The following is a 19,878-nucleotide window of genomic DNA, read 5'->3' as shown; positions in this document are numbered from 1 at the left end:
TGATACCCAACAGTTGCCTCAAGCTGTTAGGACTTAAACCTCTGTTCGCGAGTCCGCCGGGGCCGTGTCACGATTTTTCGTGGGCACCGGGGTTGCGCCCGTCACGACGCAGGGAAGGCTGCCAGATTTTCGCAGACGAGCTCTCACGCTTTGCCGACCGTGACGGCGATGCGCGGTTGGCGGCGATCAGTGCGCGGGTATCGGCTCCCCTTCGTATCGACGTGCGCGGGCGGCGCGGTGTCGGCGTGAGCACGGTGAGCTCCGCCCTGGCCGGTGTGGGCCTTGAGATCGCCGAGGCCGGTGAAGTGACGGTGCTGGTGATCGCCGAGGTCCTCAAGCCTGAGGACCAGGCTCTGCTGGCGGAACTGACCCGGTCTGGCCGGTCGGTGGTGGTGGTGCTCAACAAGGCGGATCTGGCCGGCTCCGGTCCGGGCGGGCCGATCGCGACCGCCCACCGCAGGGCCCGGGGCCTGCAGCACCTGGCCGCAGTGCCGGTCGTGCCGATGGTGGCCCTGCTGGCGTCGACCCCCGCACTTCCGCCGCATCTGCTGGACGCGCTGCGGCTGCTGGCCGGCGAGCCGGCCGATCTGACTTCGGCGGACGCCTTCGTGGCCGGCCCGCACCGGGTGCGGCCCGCGGTGCGCGCTGAGCTGCTCGAACAGCTCGACCGGTTCGGGATCGCGCACACCACCCTGGCGTTGAGCGCAGGTGTGGCCGCCGAGGCCTTGCCGGGTCTGCTGCGACGGCTCAGCGAGGTCGACCGGGTGGCGGCGGCAGTGGCTGCTGCGGCGGCCGGAGCCCGCTACCGGCGGGTGAGAAGGGCGCTTGCCGAGCTGCGCGCGGTCGGCGGCGGTGCGGTGGGACGTTTCCTGGCTGCCGATGACACGGTGCTCGCGGTGATGGCCGCGGCCGTCGAAGTGGTGCAGGGCGAAGGCCTGGCCGTTGATCCCGGTGACGACCGCGATGCCCATCTGTGTCGCGCGCGGCGCTGGCGGTGCTACCGCGACGGTCCGGTGAACGCCCTGCACCGCAGCTGCGGTGACGACATCGTGCGAGGGTCGCTGCGGCTGCTGGGTGCGGCGGGGAGGCGACGATGACCGACGTGGAGACACCTCCGGATGATGCGGTGAGCGCGAGGTCGCGGGAAGAACAGATCGCCGCCGCCGACGCCGTGGTGGCCGCGATCGATGCGGGCCTGAACTCGCCGGGGGTCGAAACCCGCGACGCGGTGCTGGTAGCGGGGCCGTGGCTGGCCGGGTCGACGAGCGTGATGGCGGCGTTGCGGGAGCGGATGCCGCACATCACCTTCGTGGAATCCACCGAGTTGGTTGCCGGGGAGGCGCCGGCGGCGGTGGTGTTCGTGGTTTCTGCTGCGGCTCCGCTCACTGAATCAGATTGTGCCCTGGTCGATTTGGCGTCGCGGTACACCGATCTGGTGGTCGGCGTGGTGTCGAAGATCGATGCGTACCGCGACTGGCGGGAGGTCCGCGACGCTGATGCGGCGATCCTGAGCGAGCGCGACGAGCGCTATGCGCGCATGCCGTGGGTCGGGGTGGCGGCTGCACCCGATCTCGGTGAGCCGCAGCTCGACGAGCTTGTCGAACTGCTCACCGGCCGGCTGGCCGACCCCGAGGTGACGCGCCGGAACAGGTTGCGCGCCTGGGAAACTCGCCTGGAAGCGGTCATCCTGCGGTATGAGGCCGACGGGTCCGGTGCCGACCGGCAGGCGCGGGTGGACGTGTTGAAAGAGCGTCGCGCCGAGGTGGCCAGGGCCCGCAGGCTGACCCGCACCGAGCGCAGCATCGCGTTGCGCAGCCAGATGCAGCAGGCCAGGGTCCAACTCGGCTACTTCGCCCGCAACCGGTCCAACTCGGTGCGCACCGAACTGCAGGAGGATGTCGCGGGCATCGGCCGGCGCCGGATCGAGACGTTCGAGGAGTACGCCCGGCACCGCGCGCACGAGGTCGTCGGCGAGGTCGACGAGGGTGTCACCGCACACCTGCGCGGTGTCGCCGCCGAACTCGAGCTGTCCTCGCCTGAGTCGCCGGCCCCGGCGCAGGTGCCCGACCTGCCCTCACCGCGGCTGAAGTCGCGGACCCCCGAGACCCGGCTGATGCTGGTTCTGGGCGCAGGCTTCGGGCTGGGTGTAGCCGTGGCGGTCAGCAGGGTGTTGGCCGGCGCGGCTCCGCGCCTGGCCGTGGCCGGCCTGGTGGTCGGTGCGGTGGTGGGTCTGCTGCTGGCGGTCTGGGTGGTCGGCACCCGCGGCTTGTTGCACGACCGGGCGGTACTGGACCGCTGGGTCGGGGAGATCACCACCACGCTGCGTTCGGCGGTCGAGGAGCTGGTCGCGACGCGGGTGCTGGCCGCGGAGACCGCACTCACCAGCGAGCTGGCGGCCCGTGCGGAAGCCGAGGCGGCCGTGGCGGCCGAGAAGACCGCCGCCATGGACGCCGAGCTGCGGGAGCATGCCATCGCGACCGCGCGGGCGGCGGCTCAGCGGGACCGGCGGATCCCGCCGTTACAGCGGGCGCTGAACGCCGTCCGGGCCGATCTGTACGGCAACAGCGATGCTACTGACGAGTAACCAGCTGATAACGTCGATCTGAATCGTTCCTGTGAGTGATCGGACATACCACTGGTTCACCGTGGGTATGTGACCCGCGTTAACCTCTACCCAAGGGGTAGCCGTAACCGCGTCGTGACGTGGCTTGGGTTCCACAAACCTACGCAGGAGAATTTTGATGACCTCAGCGACCATTCCGGGTCTGGACACCGCACCGACGAAACATCAGGGTCTGCTCGCCTGGGTCCAGGAGGTCGCAGAACTGACCCAACCCGACCGCGTGGTCTTCGCCGACGGGTCCGCCGAGGAGTACGACCGCCTGGCCGCCCACCTGGTCGAGCAGGGCACCTTCCAGAAGCTCAACGACGAGAAGCAGCCGAACTCGTACCTGGCGCTCTCGGATCCCTCGGACGTCGCGCGGGTGGAATCGCGCACCTTCATCTGCTCCGAGCGCGAGATCGACGCCGGCCCCACCAACAACTGGATGGAACCCGCCAAGATGCGCGGGATCATGACCGACCTGTACCGCGGCTCGATGCGCGGCCGCACCATGTGGGTCGTGCCCTTCTGCATGGGTCCGCTGGATGCCGAGGATCCCAAGCTGGGTGTGGAGATCACCGACTCCGAGTACGTCGTGGTCTCGATGCGCACGATGACCCGGATGGGTCAGGCCGCACTCGACAAGATCGGCGACGACGGCTTCTTCGTCAAGGCGCTGCACTCGATCGGCGCGCCGCTTGAGCCCGGGCAGAAGGACGTCCCGTGGCCGTGCAACGACACCAAGTACATCACCCACTTCCCGGAGACCCGCGAGATCTGGAGCTTCGGCTCCGGCTACGGCGGCAACGCGCTGCTGGGCAAGAAGTGCTACTCGCTGCGCATCGCCTCGGCGATGGCCCACGACGAGGGTTGGCTCGCCGAGCACATGCTGATCGTCAAGCTGATCTCCCCGGAGAACAAGTCCTACTTCATCGCCGCGGCGTTCCCGTCGGCCTGCGGTAAGACCAACCTCGCGATGCTGCAGCCCACCATCCCGGGCTGGCGTGCCGAGACTGTCGGTGACGACATCGCCTGGATGCGGTTCGGCAAGGACGGCCGCCTCTACGCCGTCAACCCCGAGTTCGGTTTCTTCGGCGTCGCGCCGGGCACCAACTGGGACTCCAACCCGAACGCGATGAAGACCATCGCCGCGGGCAACACCGTCTTCACCAACGTGGCCAAGACCGACGACGACGACGTGTGGTGGGAAGGCCTGGAGGGCGACCCCGACCACCTGATCGACTGGAAGGGTCACGACTGGTACCGCGAGTCGGAAGACAAGGCGGCGCACCCGAATTCGCGCTACTGCACCCCGATCTCGCAGTGCCCGACGCTGGCCCCGGAGTGGGATGACCCGCAGGGTGTGCCGATCTCGGCGATCCTGTTCGGTGGCCGCCGCAAGACCACGGTCCCGCTGGTGACCCAGGCCCGCGACTGGCAGCACGGCGTGTTCATCGGTGCCACCCTCGGTTCCGAGCAGACCGCGGCCGCCGAGGGCAAGGTCGGCACCGTGCGCCGCGACCCGATGGCCATGCTGCCGTTCCTGGGCTACAACGTCGGCGACTACTTCCAGCACTGGATCAACATCGGCAAGAACGCCGACGAGTCCAAGCTGCCGGCGGTGTTCTTCGTCAACTGGTTCCGCCGTGGCGAGGACGGCCGCTTCCTGTGGCCGGGCTTCGGCGAGAACAGCCGCGTGCTGAAGTGGGCGATCGAGCGCATCGAGCACAAGGCCGACGGCAAGAGCACCCCGATCGGCATCGTGCCGACCGCGGCGGACCTGGACCTGTCCGGGCTCGATGTGGATCCGGCCGACGTCGACGAGGCCCTGGCTGTCAACGCCGAGGAGTGGCGGGCCGAGCTGCCGCTGATCGAAGAGTGGTTCGAGTTCGTCGGCGAGAAGCTGCCCACCGGCATCAAGGACGAGTTCGACGCCCTCAAGCACCGCCTGGCCGAAGAGTCCTGAGCGCCTAGCCAGCACCGCGAGCGTGCGTGTCTGCCGGTAGACACGCCGCCACGCGCCAGCAAAACGTGCACCCTCGTCATCGACGAGGGTGCACGTTTGCGTTGGGGCCCGAGGTCTTACGCGCGGGCCGGCCACCACATGCGCTCGCCCAGCAGGCTCATCGCGGCAGGCACCAGGTAGGTGCGCACGACGGTGATGTCGAGCAGCAGCCCGATGCCGACCGTCGATCCGATCTGCACCAGGTTGAGCACGGTCCCACTCGTCAGGGCGAACATCGTGATCGCGAAAACCACCCCGGCGGTGGTGATCACGCTGCCGGTGCTGCCGAATCCGCGGATGATGCCGCTGATCACCCCACTGTGGGATTCCTCGCGGATGCGTGCGGCGAACAGCATGCTGTAGTCGGCGCCGACCGCCACCAGCGCCATGAACGACACCGGGAACACCGACCAGTCCAGGCTGATGCCGATCAGGTGTTGCCAGATCAAGGTGGACATCCCCGCCGCCGCCCCGAAGGACAGCACCACCGCGGCGATCATCAGCAGCGGGGCCACCAGGCTGCGCAGCATCACGACGAGCACCAGCAGCACTGCCACCACCGCCACGACACCGAAAAGGGCGAAATCCCGCCAGGTTTGGTCGATGTGACGCTGGGACAGCGAGGCCAGCCCGGTCGACTCGATCTGCGCGTGCTCCAGGACGGTTCCGGTCGCGGCATTGTTGGCCGCGGCGATGACGTCGGGCACCGCACCCATCGCCTCGGCGCCGTAGGGGTTCACCGCCCAGACCACCATCATCCGGGCACTGCGTCCGTCAGGGGAGATCAGCAGCTGCTCACCTGCGGTGAAGCGGCGGTCGGTCCGGCCTTCGGCGGGCAGGTAGAAGCCCCGCCCGGCGCCGGTGCTGGTATCGGCCGACATCCGATGCAGGAAATCCGAGGCGCGGTCGAGGCCCGCACTGAGTTCGGTGGTCAGGGTGACCATCGTGTCGGTGCCGGTCTTCACCTGACCCAGACCCGCGGTGAGACGGCCCAGACCTGTTGTGAGTTCGTTGATCCCGGTCAGGAGCCGGCCCAGTTCCTGACGCGTCTGCTCAGGGGTGCGGGTACCGAGCTGATCGAGCATGGCCCGTAGTTTCTTGACGCCGGCACGTAGGTCGGGCAGCGCGTCGAGTGCGGTTGTCACGGGGCCTTGCGGGACGAGCGGCGCGGCGAGAGTCAGTCCGTTGACCGCCAGCAGCGCGCGTCCGCCGGTGGCTGCGTTGAGGTCGGCGAAGGCCTGCCTGGCGCGCAGGCAGGAGCTGTCCGCTGCGCAGGCCGGCGACGGCTCGGCGCCGGTGAGCGGATCGAACACTGCGTGCAATGCCGCGGTGGGGGCGGCCAATCGTTCTTGTGCGGAGGTGATTTCGTTGACCACCTGGTCGAGGGAGTCGGTGGCGGCGGAGATGCTGTGCACCGCGGTCACCACATCCAATGAACCGCCCGAGAGGCGGTCCACCACCCGATCGGCGGATTCCAGGGTCCCGAGGAGATTGCGTGCCAACTCGACCAGGGAGCGGGCGCCGTCGGTCAGTTCGGGCAGCCGGGCCGCCGCATCCGCGGAGCCGTCGTGCAATTGGGTCACGCCGCTGGCCAGACGTTTGAGTTGCGGTATGGCCTGTTCGACGCGGTCGTGCGCGTCCTCGAGCCCGGCACCGACTTGCGCGGTCTGTGAGCCGATGGCCGTCTCGGGCAGCGGTTTTCCTTCAGGGCGGGTGATCGAGCGGACATAGGCGACCTCGGGAAGGTTGCCGATCGACATGGCGATCAGATCCAGCGCCGCCAGGTCGTTGGTGTTGCGCATGTCGTGGTCCGCCCGGATCGTGATGAACTCCGGCGCCGCCTCGTTGACCCCCCAGTGCCGGTAGACGGCCTCGTAGCCGCGCTTGCTGTCGGTGGCACGCAGCTGCATGGCGTTCTCGTCGATGTTCGGTTCGAAGGTGAACAGCACCGAGCTCATGGCGATGAGGAACGCCAGGGACGCGGCGACCAGGGCCGGCGCCCGGCGGATGATAGCCGCGCCGCGCTTGCGCCAGCGCCGTTCGTCGAGAGGCCGCGGTTCGGCGTATCCGCGCCGGCCCCACAGCGCCATGATGGCAGGTGTCAGGGTCAGGCTGACCGCCATGGTGATCGCGATGGACAGCGCGATCGGCGGCCCCGCGGTGCGGAACATCCCGATCTCGGTGAACACCATGGCCATTCCGGCGCCGGCGATGGTCAGCGCGGAGGCGATGATGATTCCCGCGGTGTGTGCACCGGACCCGGCGACTGCGTCGTCGACCACCAGCCCGCGGCGCCGGCCCTCGTGGTAGTTGGCGAGCATGAAGATGCCGTAGTCGGTGCCGGCTCCCAGCACCATCGCGGTCACCAGCGCGATGGTGAAGTTCGAGACCGTGAGTAGCTCGTTGCCGCCCAGCCACGAGATCACCGGCCGAGCTACCGCGAGTGAAATACCAACGGTGAGAAGGGGAATCATCGAGGTGATCAGGGACCGGTAGACGGCCAGCAGAAGCAGCGTGATCAGCACCACCGAGACCACCGTGATGATGGCCAGTGAGGTGTCGATCGCGGAGAACAGATCCGACAGGGTCGGCGCGGCTCCGGTGAAGTTCACGTCGACGCCCGATGGGCGGGGTAGGTCCTCGACCGCGGCGCGGACGTTCTCGGTGGACCGGTGCGCCCGGGTGGAGCCGACGTCGCCGGTGGTGGCGACGATCAGGTGGATGGCCTTTCCGTCCGGGCTCAGCCCGATTCCCTCCAGGCCGGGCGTGCCGTACGTGTCGAGCACATAGGCGACGTCATCGTGGTCGGCCACCAATCGGGTCACCAGATCGCGGTAGTAGGCCTTGTCGGCGTCACCGAGGACTCGGTCGCTGGACACCACGATGCTGCCGATGGCGGTGGTGTCGGGGACGCCGAAGTCGCGGGACATCTGCCGCAGGGTCTCGGTCGTCGGGCTTTCCGGGGTGAACGGCGCGGAGTGTTCGGCCACCGTGCGTTCGAGCTGGGGAATGGCCAGGTTGAGCACACCGGCCAGGGCCAGCCAGGCTCCGAGGATCAACCACGCATGCTTCGCGCAGACTCTGGTGAGTTTGCCGAAGATCGCAAGATTGTGCATTGCGGCATCGTAGACCAATCGGTCTATGGATGGTCGACTAGGATGAACCGACTGGTCTATTTCGGTGACAGGGAGTGTGGCGACAGTGGCGGGCCCACGGGAGCGTCTGATTCGGAGCGCCATCGAGCTGATGCGTGAGCACGGCGTGCACGCGACCGGGCTCAGTGATCTGCTGGAGCGGAGCAACACCGCTCGTGGATCGATCTACCAGCACTTTCCGGCCGGCAAGACGGAGTTGATGCAGCAGGCGACGTTGGAGGCCGGGCGGATCATCACCGCCAGGATTCTGGAGTTGACGCAGGTTCTGCCTGCCGAGGACGTGATCCGCGCTTTCGTCGACGGGTGGAAACAGAACCTCACCGATAGTGATTTCACCGCGGGATGTCCCATCATGTCGGCCGCCCAGGCGGGGCCGGATGCGCTCGTGGTGCGCGACGCTTCGGCAACGGTGTTTGCTGATTGGTCCAGGGTGATCGGCGAGTCGATCGAGTCCAAGGGCGTCGACGCCGCCACCGCGGTCTCGCTCGGGAGCTTCATCGTCAGCTCGTTGGAAGGGGCGATCATCCAGTGCCGCAGCGCCCGCTCGCTTCGGCCGCTCGATGACGCCAGCGCGGGGCTGATGATCCTGCTGCGTGGAATCGGCGCCGACTGAAGCCGCGTGCCACGGCGCCACTTGACACCTGTCAAGTGGCGCCGGTTACAGTGCCCTATGCAGATCCGCGAGCATGCCGAGGCCAACCCTGAGAAGCCGGCGATCATCCTCCACCCGTCGGGCACCGTCGTCACGTTCGGTGAGCTCGAAGCCCGCGCGAATCGCCTGGCCCATTACTTCCGTCAACACGGGCTGCAAGAGGGCGACGTGGTCGCGATCCTCATGGAGAACAACGAGCACATCCACGCGGTGATGTGGGCGGCGCGCCGCAGCGGCCTGTACTACGTGCCGATCAACACGCACCTGACTGCAGCCGAAGCCGCGTACATCATCGACAACAGTGGAGCCAAGGCCATCGTCGGCTCTGCCGTGCTCAAGGACATCCTGAGCGGTCTGGACAAGGAGCTGCCCAACGGCCTGCCGGAGATCCTGCTGATCGCCGACGGCGAGCTCGACGGGTGGCAGCGGTACCCGGAGGCCGTCGCGCACCTGCCGGCCACCCCGATCGACGACGAGATGGACGGGGACCTGCTGCAGTACTCGTCGGGCACGACGGGACGGCCCAAGGGCATCAAGCGGGAATTGCCGCACGTGCCACCCTCGGAGACCCCCGGCATGATGTCGGCGTTGGTGGGGTTCTGGATGCAGCCGGATTCGGTGTATCTGAGCCCCGCGCCGCTCTATCACACCGCGCCCTCGGTGTGGTCCATGCAGACCCACGCCGCCGGAATCACCACGGTGGTGCTGGAGAAGTTCGACGCCGAGGGCACGCTCGACGCGATCCAGAAGTACGGAGTGACGCAGGGTCAGTTCGTTCCGGTGATGTTCACGCGCATGTTGAAACTCCCTGAGAGCGTGCGCAATTCGTACGATCTGTCGAGCCTGCGACGCGTCATGCACGCCGCCGCGCCGTGCCCGGTCGAGATCAAGAAGCAGATGATCGACTGGTGGGGGCCGATCGTCGACGAGTACTACGCGTCTTCGGAAGCGATCGGCGCGACCGTGATCTTCGCCGAGGACTGGCTGACGCACCCGGGTTCGGTCGGCAAGCCGATGAACGGGGTGGTGCACATCCTCGACGAGGACGGCAAGGAACTGCCACCCGGTGAGGCCGGCGAGATCTTCTTCGAGGGCGGCGCCGATTTCGAGTACCTCAACGACGCCGAGAAGACCGCCTCATCACGTGAGTCTCACGGCTGGAAGACAGTGGGCGACATCGGCTATGTCGATGAGGACGGCTACCTCTACCTCACCGACCGGCGCCACCACATGATCATCTCCGGCGGCGTGAACATCTACCCGCAGGAGGCCGAGAACATGCTCGTCGTCCACCCCAAGGTGATGGACGCCGCGGTGTTCGGCATCCCGGACGAGGAGATGGGTCAGAGCGTCAAGGGTGTGGTGCAGACCGTGGATCCGGCCGATGCCACCCCGGAATTCGCAGAAGAGCTCCTCACCTGGCTGCGCGAGCGCCTGACGCACTACAAGTGCCCGCGGACGATCTCGTTCGAGGCCGAACTGCCCCGCACCGACACCGGCAAGCTCTACAAGCAAGGGCTGATAAACAAGTACTCGTGACAGAGGAGAGCACCGTCGAGCTGCCCGCGGGAATCCGCGTCGGGGTCGAGACCCCGACGGAGGACGCGACGTTCACGCTGACGGAACGGCCCACCGGAGACCGGCGCGCCGTCACCGTCGACTCGGTGGAGCGGGCGCTGAGCGAGCTGACCGAGCGGTGCCGCACCTGGCCGCAGGCCGCGGCGGTCTGTGACGACGTGCTCCGATCCCTCGACCCGGCCGGGCCGACCCGGTCCGGGTTGATCACCGAGTCGCTTGCGTATTCGACGTTGCAGTCCGGACCCGAGTTCGCCCGGTGGCTGGCCGGACGTGGCCCGGCCACCGCGCCGCTGCTGCCCGAGCCGGTGCAGGCACATCGCGACGGGAACACGCTTCACGTCCGATTCAACCGGCCGCAGCGGCACAACGCGTTCTCCACCGACGCCCGCGGCGCCCTGCTGGAAGCCCTCGAGGTGGCCCGGCTCGACCCGTCGGTAAACGAGGTGGTGCTCGGCGGCAACGGCCGATCATTCTGCAGCGGCGGCGATCTGGCCGAGTTCGGCTCATTCGCCGATCCGGCCAGCGCACATCTGGCCCGTACCCGCCACAGCCCGGCCCTGGTGCTCGATGAACTCGCGGCCAGGCTGGGACGGCGCTGTCGGGCCGACGTGCACGGCCAGGTGTTGGGCAGCGGACTCGAAATGGCCTGTTACTGCGGGTGGGTCAGCTGCCATCCGGATGCCACGCTCGGATTGCCTGAGCTCGCGCTCGGTCTGATCCCCGGGGCCGGCGGCACGGTCAGCATCACGCGACGCATCGGCCGGTGGCGCACCGCCTATCTCGTGCTCTCCGGGCGCACCATCGGCGCCGCGACAGCACTGGCGTGGGGCCTGATCGACGAGGTCGGCATCAGTCGGTGAAGTCGATGCGCACCGAGACGGGGGTGGTCTCCAGGGCCTTGACGACGCGCGCACCGATCGCGCCGAACTTGCGGCCCCGCGCGACGACGTCGTCGTCGGGCCGGAACTGCGCGATGCCGGTGCGCCATCGGGACCCTTGCCGCAGCCGGACGTTCGGGTTCGCGGCGATATTGCTGCCCCAGCCCGATCGGGTGCCGTGCTGGCAGATCACCCAGGCGCCGGTGGCATCGAACTGGGCGGAGACGGGAACTCTCCGCAACTGGCCTGTCTTGCGGCCGGTGGTCTCCAATTCGGAGGCCAGGGCGGTGCGCAGGCCCAGCTTGCTCAACACCGTGACAGCGGGGTTCAGCAGATAGCGTCCGAGCGCCCGCTCCCTGCGGAACTTGCTCAGGGACTTGTCGGATCGAGTTCCGGTCATGAGCTCCTCCTTGCGCGAAAGGCGTCCAACCCGTTGCCCTTCAGCAGGCGCAGTGCGGTGATCAGGGGCCCGATCGCCGGGTCGGGATCGCGGCCGGCGCCCAACCGGTGCAATTGGGTGGCATGCCACTGCAGTTCCAGCGCGCTGAGAAAGGTCTTGGCCCGGGCGGTGTTCGACAGCCGAGCGGGCAGCGGAAGTGAGACGTCCGGAACTCGGAGGCGCTCGTGGCGCGCCACCAGTAGGTTGTCGGCTGCCGCCGGATTGACCGTGGTGGGTCTACCCAACCCGATGACGTCAGTGGCTCCCGACCGGACGGCCTCACTCATCGCGGCCTGCGTGCGGAAACCGCCGGTCACGGCCAGAGGCACGTCCCCGGCGACCTCCCGGGCGGCTGAGGCGTACTCGATGAAGTACGCCTCGCGGGCCTTTGTGGAGGCCGATTGCACCGCGGGTCTGCCTTCCATGGCGGGTGATTCGTATGTGCCACCGCTGATTTCGATCATGTCGACCTCCTCGGCGCTCAGCGCGGCGATGACGGCGCGCGACTCTTCCTCGGTGAAGCCACCACGCTGGAAGTCGGCAGAGTTGAGCTTGATGGATACCGCAAAGCCGGGGCTGACGGCAGCGCGGGTCCGCCGCACCACCTCGAGCGCGAAGCGCATCCGGCGTTCTGCATCGCCGCCCCATCGATCGGTCCGCTGATTGGTGCGTGGTGACAGGAACTGGGCGACGAGATACCCGTGCGCACCGTGTATCTGGACTCCGTCGAAGCCGGCTGCGTCGGCGATAGCCGCGGTCCGTGCGTATCTGTCGATCGTGGCTTCGATCTCGTCGTCAGTGAGGGCACGTGGCGCCTGCCAGCCGGGCACGCTCATCCGGATCGGTGAGGGTGCCACCGGCTGAGACCGGGTGGCCAACGGATTGGCTTGCCTCCCGGGGTGGTTCACCTGCATCCAGATCAGCGCTCCGCCGTCTTTGGTGGCCTTGGCCCATCTGGAGAGTCCGTCCAGGTGCCGGTCGTCTTCGATGACGACGTTGCCGGGCTCACCCAGATGATCGTGGTCGACCATGACGTTCCCGGTGATCACGAGCCCGTACCCACCCGTTCCCCAACGCCGGTATAGCTCGACCAGCCGATGGTCCGGACCGTGGCCGGCGTCGCCCAAGCCTTCGCTGAGGGCCGACTTCATCAGCCGGTTGCGCAGGACCTGGCCACTGGCAAGCGGCAGTGGGTCGTGAATGTCTGGCATGGCGGTCTCCTCGAAATGGCGCCAGGGGATGCCTCCGCGACGCTAGTACACCGATCGGTCTAGTGCAACGATCGGTCTAGTGGCAATGGCGCTGATCGGGAAACCCGTGCGGGTAGACTGATTGGTCTAGTGCGTGGTGGGGGGTGCTGGAGACTACGGAGGCGACGGACGCGATGTCAGCACGAGACACCTTGATCACGAGTGTGACCGGGCTGTTGCGGCGCAGAGGTGTCGCCGGAACCGGCGTCAACGCCCTGCTTCAGGACAGTGGCGTCTCCCGGCGGACCATCTACCTGAACTTCCCGGGCGGCAAGGAGGAACTCGTCGCGGAGGCGACCCGGATCGCCGGGCAGACGCTGACGACGTTGATCCGGGCGACCGACGACGGGCGCGACCCGGCCGAGGCCGTACAGGCATTCATCGACCAGTGGAAATTGCAGCTTGCGGAGACGGAGTTGCAGGCCGGCTGCCCGATCGTCGCGGCCGTCCTGGGTCGTTGTGAGGCACCCAAGGCCGCCGAGGTGGCCGCCGAAACGTTCGAGGACTGGCACGCGATCCTCACCGAGCGGATGATGCGCTCCGGTACGGACGCCGCAACAGCCAGTTCGCTGGCGACCATGTCGATCGCCGCCATCGAAGGTGCGATCATCATGGCGATTGCGGCTCAGAAGACCGATGCGCTCGATGATGTCGGCCGGCATCTCGTCGAACTCACCAGGTTGCACCTGCCGGGCACCTGAGCTGCCGCCCCCTGCTCTACAGTGCGAGTTGTGACTGGTGGCCCGCATTTCGACGACCTGCAGGTCGGTCAGGTTTTTGATTCCGCGCCGTCGATGACTTTGACCGCCGGTGCGGCCGCGACGCACCAGGCGATCCTCGGTGACCGGCTGCGGCTCGCGTTGGATACCGAACTCGCCGCTGCGGTGACCGGCGAGCCAGGGCCGCTGGCGCATCCGGCGCTGGTGTGCGATGTCGCGATCGGCCAGAGCACCCTGGTCACTCAGCGGGTCAAGGCCAATCTCTTCTACCGCGGGCTGGCGTTCCATCGCTGCCCGGTGATCGGGGACACCCTGTATACCCGCACCGAAGTGGTTGGACTCAAACAGAATTCGGCAAAGCCTGGACGGGCGCCCACCGGCCTGGCGGCACTGCGGATGACCACTGTCGACCAGCAGGACCGCAAGGTTCTCGACTTCTACCGCTGCGCGATGCTGCCGCTGTCCGCAGATGACATCGACACCGGGCACGCCGATGACCTGTCGATGATCGGTGCCGGCGCAACAGCCCCGGACCCCACCGCCGGTTGGGACGCGGACGCCTTCCGCGCCCGGGTGCCCGGACCTCACTTCGACCCGGGCCTGGCCGGCACGGTGCTGCACAGCACCGCCGATGTGGTCAGCAGCGCGCCGGAGCTGGCCCGGCTGACCCTGAACATCGCTGCGACCCACCATGACTGGCGTGCCGGCGGCGAGCGCCTGGTGTACGGCGGGCACACCATCGGGCTGGCCCTGGCCCAGGCGAGCCGGTTGTTGCCGAACCTGGCCACGGTGCTGGGGTGGGAATCCTGCGACCACACCGGTCCGGTGCACGAGGGCGACACCCTGTTCAGTGAGCTGCACGTGGAAGCGGCCGACGCGGGGGTGTTGCAATTGCGCTCACTGGTCTACGCGGCCGGTGGACCCGATGGTGGCGACGACCGCCAGGTGCTGGACTGGCGGTTCAGCGCGTTGCACTTCTGATGACACCGTTGGCGATTCCGATGGCCCTGCTGAGGCAGGCCCAGCAGGTCGCCGACGACTTCACGGCGCGCACCGGGATCACGGTCGACGCCACCGAACTGCTCACCGGACGTGCGGCCCAGTTGGACATCGCACCGCGGGCACAGGTCTCGGCGGGTGGGGCGACGCGACTGCTGGCCACCGATGACGGATGGTGTGCCCTGACCCTGTCGCGTGCCGACGACATCGCCGTGATTCCGGCTCTGCTGCAGGTGGATTCGGTGGGCAACGACCCATGGCCCGCGGTCTTGGACTGGGCGGCGATGCGCACCGCTGCGGAGGTGGCCGGGCGAGCCCGGCTGCTGGGCCTGCCGGTCGCCGTGCTCGGTGAGACCGCGCCCGCGACTCCGGTGGTGAGCCCACTCGGACCGGCCCGGACCGGATCCTTGGCCGGGGCTCTGGTGGCCGACCTGTCGTCGATGTGGGCTGGGCCCCTGTGCGGACAGCTGCTGGCCCGGGCGGGGGCGACCGTCGTCAAGGTGGAGAGCGGGGGCCGTCCGGACGGGACCCGCGCCGGGGCGCCGGAGTTCTTCGACTGGATGAACGGCGGGAAGCTCTCGTATGCGGTCGATTTCGACGAGCCGGACGATCTGGCTGCGCTGATCCAGGTGGCCGATGTGGTGATCGAGTCCTCCCGGCCGGCGGCGCTGAGCCGCCGCGGGCTCGGCCCCGACACCGTCGGAACACGGCCCGGGCAGATCTGGGTGCGCATCACCGGACACGGCGCCGCGGGGGAGAAGGCGGACTGGGTGGCCTTCGGCGACGACGCCGCGGTGTCGGGCGGCCTGGTCGGATATCGAACGGCCGCACCGGTGTTCATGGGCGACGCCATCGCCGACCCGCTGACCGGGCTTCATGCCGCAGCGGCCGTGGCGGCCTCGCGTGAACACGGCGGGGGGGAGCTCATCGAATTCGCGATGGCGGCCGTGGCCGCCGGATACCGCTCCCAGGACGGAGAAGATGCCGATGTGATCCCGGTGCGACCCGCTGTGGGCCTGCGTGGCCGGGAACTCGGAGCCGACAACGAGGTTGTCCGCCGGCTGGTGACGAAACGGATCGATGCGCCATGCTGATCCGCCGCGCGACGATGCTCGACGGGACGGTGTCCGACATCCGCGTCGGCGCCACCATCGAGGACGTCGCGGAATCACTGTCGGCCAAACCCGGCGAGCAGGTACTCGATGCGGCCTTCGGCACGGTGATACCCGGGTTGCACGATCATCATCTGCACGTGTACTCGGCTGCAGCTGAACAGGATTCGATCCGGGTCGGCCCCGCCGAGGTGGCCGATGAGGCCGCGCTTGCCGGCGTGTTGACCGCCGCGGTCACCGGAAGCGACGGTTGGATCCGCGCCGTCGGCTATCACGAAGCGGTGGCCGGTCCGCTGGACCGGCACGCACTGGATCGATTGGTCCCCGATGTCCCGGTGCGCGTGCAACACCGGAGCGGCGTGTTGTGGACGGTGAACTCGGCGGGCCTGGCGGCCCTGGGTCTGCGCGACCATCCCGACGGGCGTCTGCGCAGCGCGGACCGGACGTGGTCGGAGGCCCTGGAGCGCCGGCCCGCAGCGGTCAGGGAGTTCAGCGCCCGGCTCGCCGGATACGGCGTCACCGGTCTCACCGACGCCACGCCTGACCTGCAGCCCGCTGACCGGCCCGAAGGCTTGCTCCAACGCGTGCACTGCCTGGCCCCGGGCAAACGGATCCTGCACGATGACGCGCTCGACCTGGACGCGTTGACGGCCTGGATCGCGCAGCGGCACCGCGCTGGTGAACCGGTGGCCGTGCACTGCGTGACCGCGGCACAACTCGTCGTCACCATCGCCGCACTGGGCGCGGCGGGCGGCCATCCCGCAGACCGGATCGAGCATGCGGCGATCGTGCCGCAGGACTGCATCGCCGATCTCGTCGCCCTCGGCGTCACGGTGGTAACCCAGCCCAACTTCGTGGCCGAGCGGGGTGACCAGTACCGCACGGACGTGCCCGCCGCCGAGCATGGTCAGTTGTGGCGGCTGGCCACCCTGCTCGCCGCGGGGGTGCCGGTTGCGTTGTCCACCGATGCGCCGTTCGGCGCCCCTGACCCGTGGGCCGCGATGCGGGCGGCGGTGCACCGTCGTACGCCGCGTGGTGTGGTGCTCAACCCGGTCGAGCGGATATCGGGGCGGCGTGCACTGGCCATGTTCCTGGGCAGCGCCGAAAATCCGTCCAGGCCACGGCGCATCGCCTGCGGTGAGCCCGGTGACCTGTGCCTGCTGGCGGGTTCGCCACAGCGGGTGGTCGATGCCCTCGACGCTGATCTGGTGGCCGCCACCATCGTCGGCGGTTCGGTGGTGTTCGAACGGTGAGTGTGTGGCGGGTGCCGGGCATGCCGGCGTTGTTGGCGTGTGCGGCATTGGGTTTCGCCGGCTTTTCGCTGCTGCTGCCGGTGGCTCCGATGTGGGCGGTGCAGATCGGTGCCGACAACCTGGGCGCCGGAGCGGTCAACAGCGTGCTCATGCTGTTCACCGTCATCGCGCAACTGTTGGTCGGACGGCTGCTGCGGCGGGCCGGTTGGGCGGCCACGCAGGCGCTCGGGCTCGTGCTACTGGGGATACCGGCGCTGCTGCACTTGCCGACCGGATCCCTGTGGCAGGTATTGCTTCTGGCGGCGCTGCGGGGGTTGGGTTTCGGCATCCTCACGGTATGCAGTGTCCGGGGTATCGCTGCCCTGATTCCGCAGGAGCGTCGCGGACGTGCGATCGGAGCGTACGGGTTGTCCATCGCGGCACCGCAATTCGTGTTGACGCCGCTGGCGCCGTGGCTGGCCGAGAACGTCGGGTATCAGTGGGTGTTCGTGTTGGCCGGCGTCCCTCTGCTGGCGGTCCCGCTGGCGTTCACCCGGCCGGCGCCGACTCTGGTACACGAGCCGCATTCGGATCGTCTCGACGGGGCGCGCGGGCTGGTCGGTCCGATCGCTGCGCTCGTGGTGATCACCGCGGCCGGCGGTGGAATCCTCACGTTCGCACCCCAGCTGGGTGGTGCGACGACAGCGCTGGGGGCGCTGCTGGCGATGACCGGCACGGCGGCGCTGGCCCGCTGGCTGGTCGGCGGGGTTGCCGATCGTCACGGTGCGGCGAGGTTCATCGCGCCGATGCTGGCGGTGGGTGCGGTCGGTCTGGCGGTCATCGCCGCGGGTATCGGCGTCGGCGGATACGTCGTGGTGATCGGCTGTGCACTGCTCGGCACCGCCTATGGTGCGCTGCAGAATCTCACCCTGGTCCAGGCGTTCGCCGCGACCGGCGAGCATGCGCGCGGCGCGGTCAGTGTGGCCTGGAACGTCGGGTTCGATGCGGGTACCGGCCTGGGTTCTCTGGCCGTCGGTGCCCTGGCCACATCGTTCTCGTTCTCGACAGCCTTCGGTGTGATGACGGCCGCGTGTGTGGGCATCGCGCTGATGTGGGTACTCACCCGGCATGACGGGCGATCAGGGCGCGGCACCGCTGCTTGACGCGCTGCACGAGTACCACAATTCGAACCGGTACGGCTTCTCGCCGCCGGGGCATAGACAGGGCCGTGGTGTCGATGAGCGGGTGCTGCAGGTACTGGGGCGCGAGCCGTTCCTCAGCGACATCCTGGCCAGCGGCGGGCTCGACGACCGGCGGATGAGCAACGGCTACCTCAGGAAGGCCGAGGATTTGATGGCCGAGGCGGTGGGCGCGAGGGTGGCGTGGTTCTCGACGTGCGGCAGTTCGCTGTCGGTAAAGGCCGCGATGATGGCCGTCGCCGGGTGCGACGGCAGCCTGCTGCTCAGCCGGGACAGCCACAAATCGGTGGTGGCCGGGCTGATCTTCTCGGGTTTGACGCCGCGCTGGATCACTCCGCAGTGGGACGCCGAGCGGCACGTCTCGCACCCGCCGTCCCCGCAGCAGGTCGAGCAGGCCTGGCAGCGCCACCCGGACGCCGCGGCGGCGCTGATCGTCAGCCCCAGCCCATACGGCACGTGTGCCGACATCAAGGGCATCGCCGATGTCTGCCACGCCCGGGGCAAGCCGCTGATCGTCGACGAAGCCTGGGGTGCCCACCTGCCCTTCCACGAAGACCTGCCGACCTGGGCGATGAATGCCGGCGCGGACGTGTGCGTGGTGAGCGTCCACAAGATGGGTGCCGGTTTCGAGCAGGGTTCGGTGTTTCATCTGCAGGGCGATCTGGTGGACGAGAACCGGTTGTCCGCGTGCGCCGACCTGCTCATGACGACCAGCCCGAATGTGCTGGTGTACAGCGCTATCGACGGCTGGCGGCGGCAGATGGTCCAGCACGGGCATGAGTTGATGGGTGCTGCACTGGATTTGGCCGACGCCACCCGGCGGGAGATCGAGGAGATCGACGACATCGAGGTCCTCGACGAGGAACTGCTGGGTAATCAGGCCTCACACGACCTGGATCGCCTGCAGGTACTGATCGACGTGTCGGCGACGGGCACCTCGGGATACCAGGCCTCGGACTGGTTGCGGGAGTACTGCCAGCTCGATCTGGGGATGACCGACCATCGCCGGGTCCTGGCCACCATGTCGCTGGCCGATGGTTCGGACACCGCGGGGCGATTGGTCGAGGCACTCAAGCTGTGGCGCAAGGCCGCCCACGATTTCGACCCGCCGCCACGCGTCGACCTTCCCACCCCCGACGAGCTGGAACTGGAGAGCGTGATGGCGCCCCGGGACGCGTTTTTCGGGCCGGTCGAGGACATACCGGTCGAGCAGGCATCCGGCCGGATTTCCGCCGAGCAGATCACCCCGTACCCACCGGGGATTCCCGCGGTGGTGCCCGGGGAACGGATCAACCAGCCGGTCCTGGACTACCTACGGACGGGGCTTTCGGCCGGGATGAACGTACCGGACCCCGCCGATCCTTCGCTGCGCACGGTTCGCGTCGTCGCGTAGGCGATGCGAAGGTCGGCGACCAGTCCGTCGAAGGCTTCGTCACGGCTCTCTGACGGTCCGCGCAACACAGCCGACGGGTGAATCGTGGCGACCAGTGCCGGATCCCCCTCGGACACCAAGCCTGTGGAGTGCAGGACCTCTCCCCGATGGCGCGTCACCCGAAAGTCGTTTCCGAGAAGGGATTTGGCGGCGGTCGCGCCCAGCAGGACGACGACTTCCGGGGCGATGGTGTCCAATTCGGCCAGGATCCACGGCCGGCATGCCTCCACCTCAGTTCGGCTGGGCGTCTTGTGGATACGGCGCTTGCCCCGTTCGTTGGTGGTGAACTTGAAATGCTTGACGGCGTTGGTCAGGTAAAGCTCGGCGCGGTCGATTTCGGCTGCGGCCAAGGCTTTGTCCAAGACGCGCCCGGCAGGACCGACGAAGGGGGCTCCGGCCCGGTCCTCCCGGTCGCCCGGCTGCTCACCGATCAACATCATGCGGGCCGATGGCCGCCCTGACCCGAAAACGGTTTGCGTGGCGTCCTGATACAACGGACATCCCTTACAGTGCCGTGCCGCCTTGGCCAGCTCGGACAGCTGATGTGTTTCGGGCACGAACGGCGCTGCGCTGTTCATTTCCTGTGGATACCCATATCGATCGTTTTGCCACGCGCAGCGCGGGTA

16 protein-coding genes are annotated in these 19,878 nt (G+C 68.2%); 12 read left to right on the top strand and 4 right to left on the bottom strand.

Annotated features, from left to right (window positions below):
- Window positions 1-176: 176 nt before the first annotated feature.
- From BN2156_RS19390 to BN2156_RS19380, 3 genes are all read left to right on the top strand, one after another.
- Window positions 177-1,097: a P-loop NTPase family protein gene (locus tag BN2156_RS19390; RefSeq protein WP_090516594.1), complete on the top strand. Its 921-nt coding sequence runs from the start codon at window positions 177-179 to the stop codon at window positions 1,095-1,097.
- On the top strand, window positions 1,094-2,584 hold the full coding sequence (locus BN2156_RS19385) for a hypothetical protein (protein ID WP_090516593.1): 1,491 nt from the start codon (window positions 1,094-1,096) through the stop codon (window positions 2,582-2,584). The genes BN2156_RS19390 and BN2156_RS19385 overlap by 4 nt, the downstream gene beginning before the upstream one ends.
- Window positions 2,585-2,741: 157 nt before the next feature.
- Window positions 2,742-4,568 (top strand): phosphoenolpyruvate carboxykinase (GTP), encoded by a 1,827-nt coding sequence (locus tag BN2156_RS19380; RefSeq protein WP_090516592.1) that lies wholly within the window; start codon window positions 2,742-2,744, stop codon window positions 4,566-4,568.
- Window positions 4,569-4,684: 116 nt separating this feature from the next.
- Here the strand turns inward: BN2156_RS19380 and BN2156_RS19375 are convergent, their stop codons facing one another.
- Window positions 4,685-7,723: an MMPL family transporter gene (locus BN2156_RS19375; protein ID WP_090516591.1), complete on the bottom strand. Its 3,039-nt coding sequence runs from the start codon at window positions 7,721-7,723 to the stop codon at window positions 4,685-4,687.
- Window positions 7,724-7,808: 85 nt separating this feature from the next.
- Here BN2156_RS19375 and BN2156_RS19370 point away from each other — a divergent pair, with 85 nt between their 5' ends.
- Genes BN2156_RS19370 through BN2156_RS19360 form a run of 3 tightly spaced genes read left to right on the top strand, consistent with a single transcriptional unit; the run spans window position 7,809 to window position 10,852 of the window.
- Window positions 7,809-8,375, top strand: a complete 567-nt coding sequence (locus BN2156_RS19370; protein WP_090516590.1) for a TetR/AcrR family transcriptional regulator — start codon at window positions 7,809-7,811, stop codon at window positions 8,373-8,375.
- A 57-nt stretch (window positions 8,376-8,432) separates the two neighbouring features.
- Window positions 8,433-9,953, top strand: coding sequence for a fatty-acid--CoA ligase FadD4 (gene fadD4, locus BN2156_RS19365; protein WP_090516589.1), 1,521 nt, complete (start codon window positions 8,433-8,435; stop codon window positions 9,951-9,953).
- Window positions 9,950-10,852: an enoyl-CoA hydratase/isomerase family protein gene (locus BN2156_RS19360; protein WP_090516588.1), complete on the top strand. Its 903-nt coding sequence runs from the start codon at window positions 9,950-9,952 to the stop codon at window positions 10,850-10,852. The genes fadD4 and BN2156_RS19360 overlap by 4 nt, the downstream gene beginning before the upstream one ends.
- Here the strand turns inward: BN2156_RS19360 and BN2156_RS19355 are convergent.
- Together BN2156_RS19355 and BN2156_RS19350 are read right to left on the bottom strand one after the other, a co-directional pair.
- Window positions 10,842-11,270 carry a nitroreductase/quinone reductase family protein gene (locus BN2156_RS19355; RefSeq protein WP_090516587.1) on the bottom strand — a complete coding sequence of 143 codons (429 nt, stop codon included), beginning with the start codon at window positions 11,268-11,270 and terminating at the stop codon, window positions 10,842-10,844. The two genes, BN2156_RS19360 and BN2156_RS19355, sit on opposite strands and share 11 nt — an antisense overlap.
- Entirely contained in the window at window positions 11,267-12,520 is a 1,254-nt protein-coding gene (locus BN2156_RS19350; RefSeq protein WP_090516586.1) for an NADH:flavin oxidoreductase/NADH oxidase family protein, read from the bottom strand. The genes BN2156_RS19355 and BN2156_RS19350 overlap by 4 nt, the downstream gene beginning before the upstream one ends.
- A 173-nt stretch (window positions 12,521-12,693) precedes the next feature.
- On the opposite strand from BN2156_RS19350, the gene BN2156_RS19345 reads away from it, so the two are divergent.
- Genes BN2156_RS19345 through BN2156_RS19320 form a run of 6 tightly spaced genes read left to right on the top strand, consistent with a single transcriptional unit; the run spans window position 12,694 to window position 19,213 of the window.
- On the top strand, window positions 12,694-13,260 hold the full coding sequence (locus BN2156_RS19345) for a TetR/AcrR family transcriptional regulator (protein ID WP_090517501.1): 567 nt from the start codon (window positions 12,694-12,696) through the stop codon (window positions 13,258-13,260).
- 30 nt (window positions 13,261-13,290) lie between these two features.
- Window positions 13,291-14,259: a MaoC family dehydratase gene (locus tag BN2156_RS19340; RefSeq protein WP_210436673.1), complete on the top strand. Its 969-nt coding sequence runs from the start codon at window positions 13,291-13,293 to the stop codon at window positions 14,257-14,259.
- A complete protein-coding gene (locus tag BN2156_RS19335; protein WP_090516584.1) occupies window positions 14,259-15,371 on the top strand; it encodes a CoA transferase in 1,113 nt (370 codons plus the stop codon). The genes BN2156_RS19340 and BN2156_RS19335 overlap by 1 nt, the downstream gene beginning before the upstream one ends.
- Window positions 15,365-16,642 carry an amidohydrolase family protein gene (locus BN2156_RS19330; RefSeq protein WP_090516583.1) on the top strand — a complete coding sequence of 426 codons (1,278 nt, stop codon included), beginning with the start codon at window positions 15,365-15,367 and terminating at the stop codon, window positions 16,640-16,642. The genes BN2156_RS19335 and BN2156_RS19330 overlap by 7 nt, the downstream gene beginning before the upstream one ends.
- Window positions 16,639-17,784, top strand: coding sequence for an MFS transporter (locus tag BN2156_RS19325; protein ID WP_308207957.1), 1,146 nt, complete (start codon window positions 16,639-16,641; stop codon window positions 17,782-17,784). Before BN2156_RS19330 ends, BN2156_RS19325 begins: the two co-directional genes overlap by 4 nt.
- Window positions 17,750-19,213 (top strand): aminotransferase class I/II-fold pyridoxal phosphate-dependent enzyme, encoded by a 1,464-nt coding sequence (locus BN2156_RS19320; RefSeq protein ID WP_090516582.1) that lies wholly within the window; start codon window positions 17,750-17,752, stop codon window positions 19,211-19,213. The genes BN2156_RS19325 and BN2156_RS19320 overlap by 35 nt, the downstream gene beginning before the upstream one ends.
- Here the strand turns inward: BN2156_RS19320 and BN2156_RS19315 are convergent.
- Window positions 19,129-19,830 carry a UdgX family uracil-DNA binding protein gene (locus BN2156_RS19315; protein WP_090516581.1) on the bottom strand — a complete coding sequence of 234 codons (702 nt, stop codon included), beginning with the start codon at window positions 19,828-19,830 and terminating at the stop codon, window positions 19,129-19,131. The genes BN2156_RS19320 and BN2156_RS19315 overlap by 85 nt on opposite strands.
- Window positions 19,831-19,878 lie beyond the last annotated feature (48 nt).

It is taken from the genome of Mycolicibacterium neworleansense, from assembly GCF_001245615.1.
In the GTDB taxonomy this organism is placed as follows: Bacteria; Actinomycetota; Actinomycetes; order Mycobacteriales; family Mycobacteriaceae; genus Mycobacterium; species Mycobacterium neworleansense.
Note: the sequence above shows the minus strand (reverse complement) of the source record. Positions and strands in the feature narration are given on the sequence as shown.

Bases quoted from the DNA above. Each gene is read 5' to 3' on its own strand.
- BN2156_RS19355 (WP_090516587.1), bottom strand. From the start codon at position 11,270: ATGACCGGAACTCGATCCGACAAGTCCCTGAGCAAGTTCCGCAGGGAG.
- BN2156_RS19320 (WP_090516582.1), top strand. From the start codon at position 17,750: ATGACGGGCGATCAGGGCGCGGCACCGCTGCTTGACGCGCTGCACGAG.
- BN2156_RS19380 (WP_090516592.1), top strand. From the start codon at position 2,742: ATGACCTCAGCGACCATTCCGGGTCTGGACACCGCACCGACGAAACAT.
- BN2156_RS19345 (WP_090517501.1), top strand. From the start codon at position 12,694: ATGTCAGCACGAGACACCTTGATCACGAGTGTGACCGGGCTGTTGCGG.
- BN2156_RS19315 (WP_090516581.1), bottom strand. From the start codon at position 19,830: ATGAACAGCGCAGCGCCGTTCGTGCCCGAAACACATCAGCTGTCCGAG.
- BN2156_RS19385 (WP_090516593.1), top strand. From the start codon at position 1,094: ATGACCGACGTGGAGACACCTCCGGATGATGCGGTGAGCGCGAGGTCG.
- BN2156_RS19335 (WP_090516584.1), top strand. From the start codon at position 14,259: ATGACACCGTTGGCGATTCCGATGGCCCTGCTGAGGCAGGCCCAGCAG.
- BN2156_RS19375 (WP_090516591.1), bottom strand. From the start codon at position 7,723: ATGCACAATCTTGCGATCTTCGGCAAACTCACCAGAGTCTGCGCGAAG.
- fadD4 (WP_090516589.1), top strand. From the start codon at position 8,433: ATGCAGATCCGCGAGCATGCCGAGGCCAACCCTGAGAAGCCGGCGATC.
- BN2156_RS19350 (WP_090516586.1), bottom strand. From the start codon at position 12,520: ATGCCAGACATTCACGACCCACTGCCGCTTGCCAGTGGCCAGGTCCTG.
- BN2156_RS19330 (WP_090516583.1), top strand. From the start codon at position 15,365: ATGCTGATCCGCCGCGCGACGATGCTCGACGGGACGGTGTCCGACATC.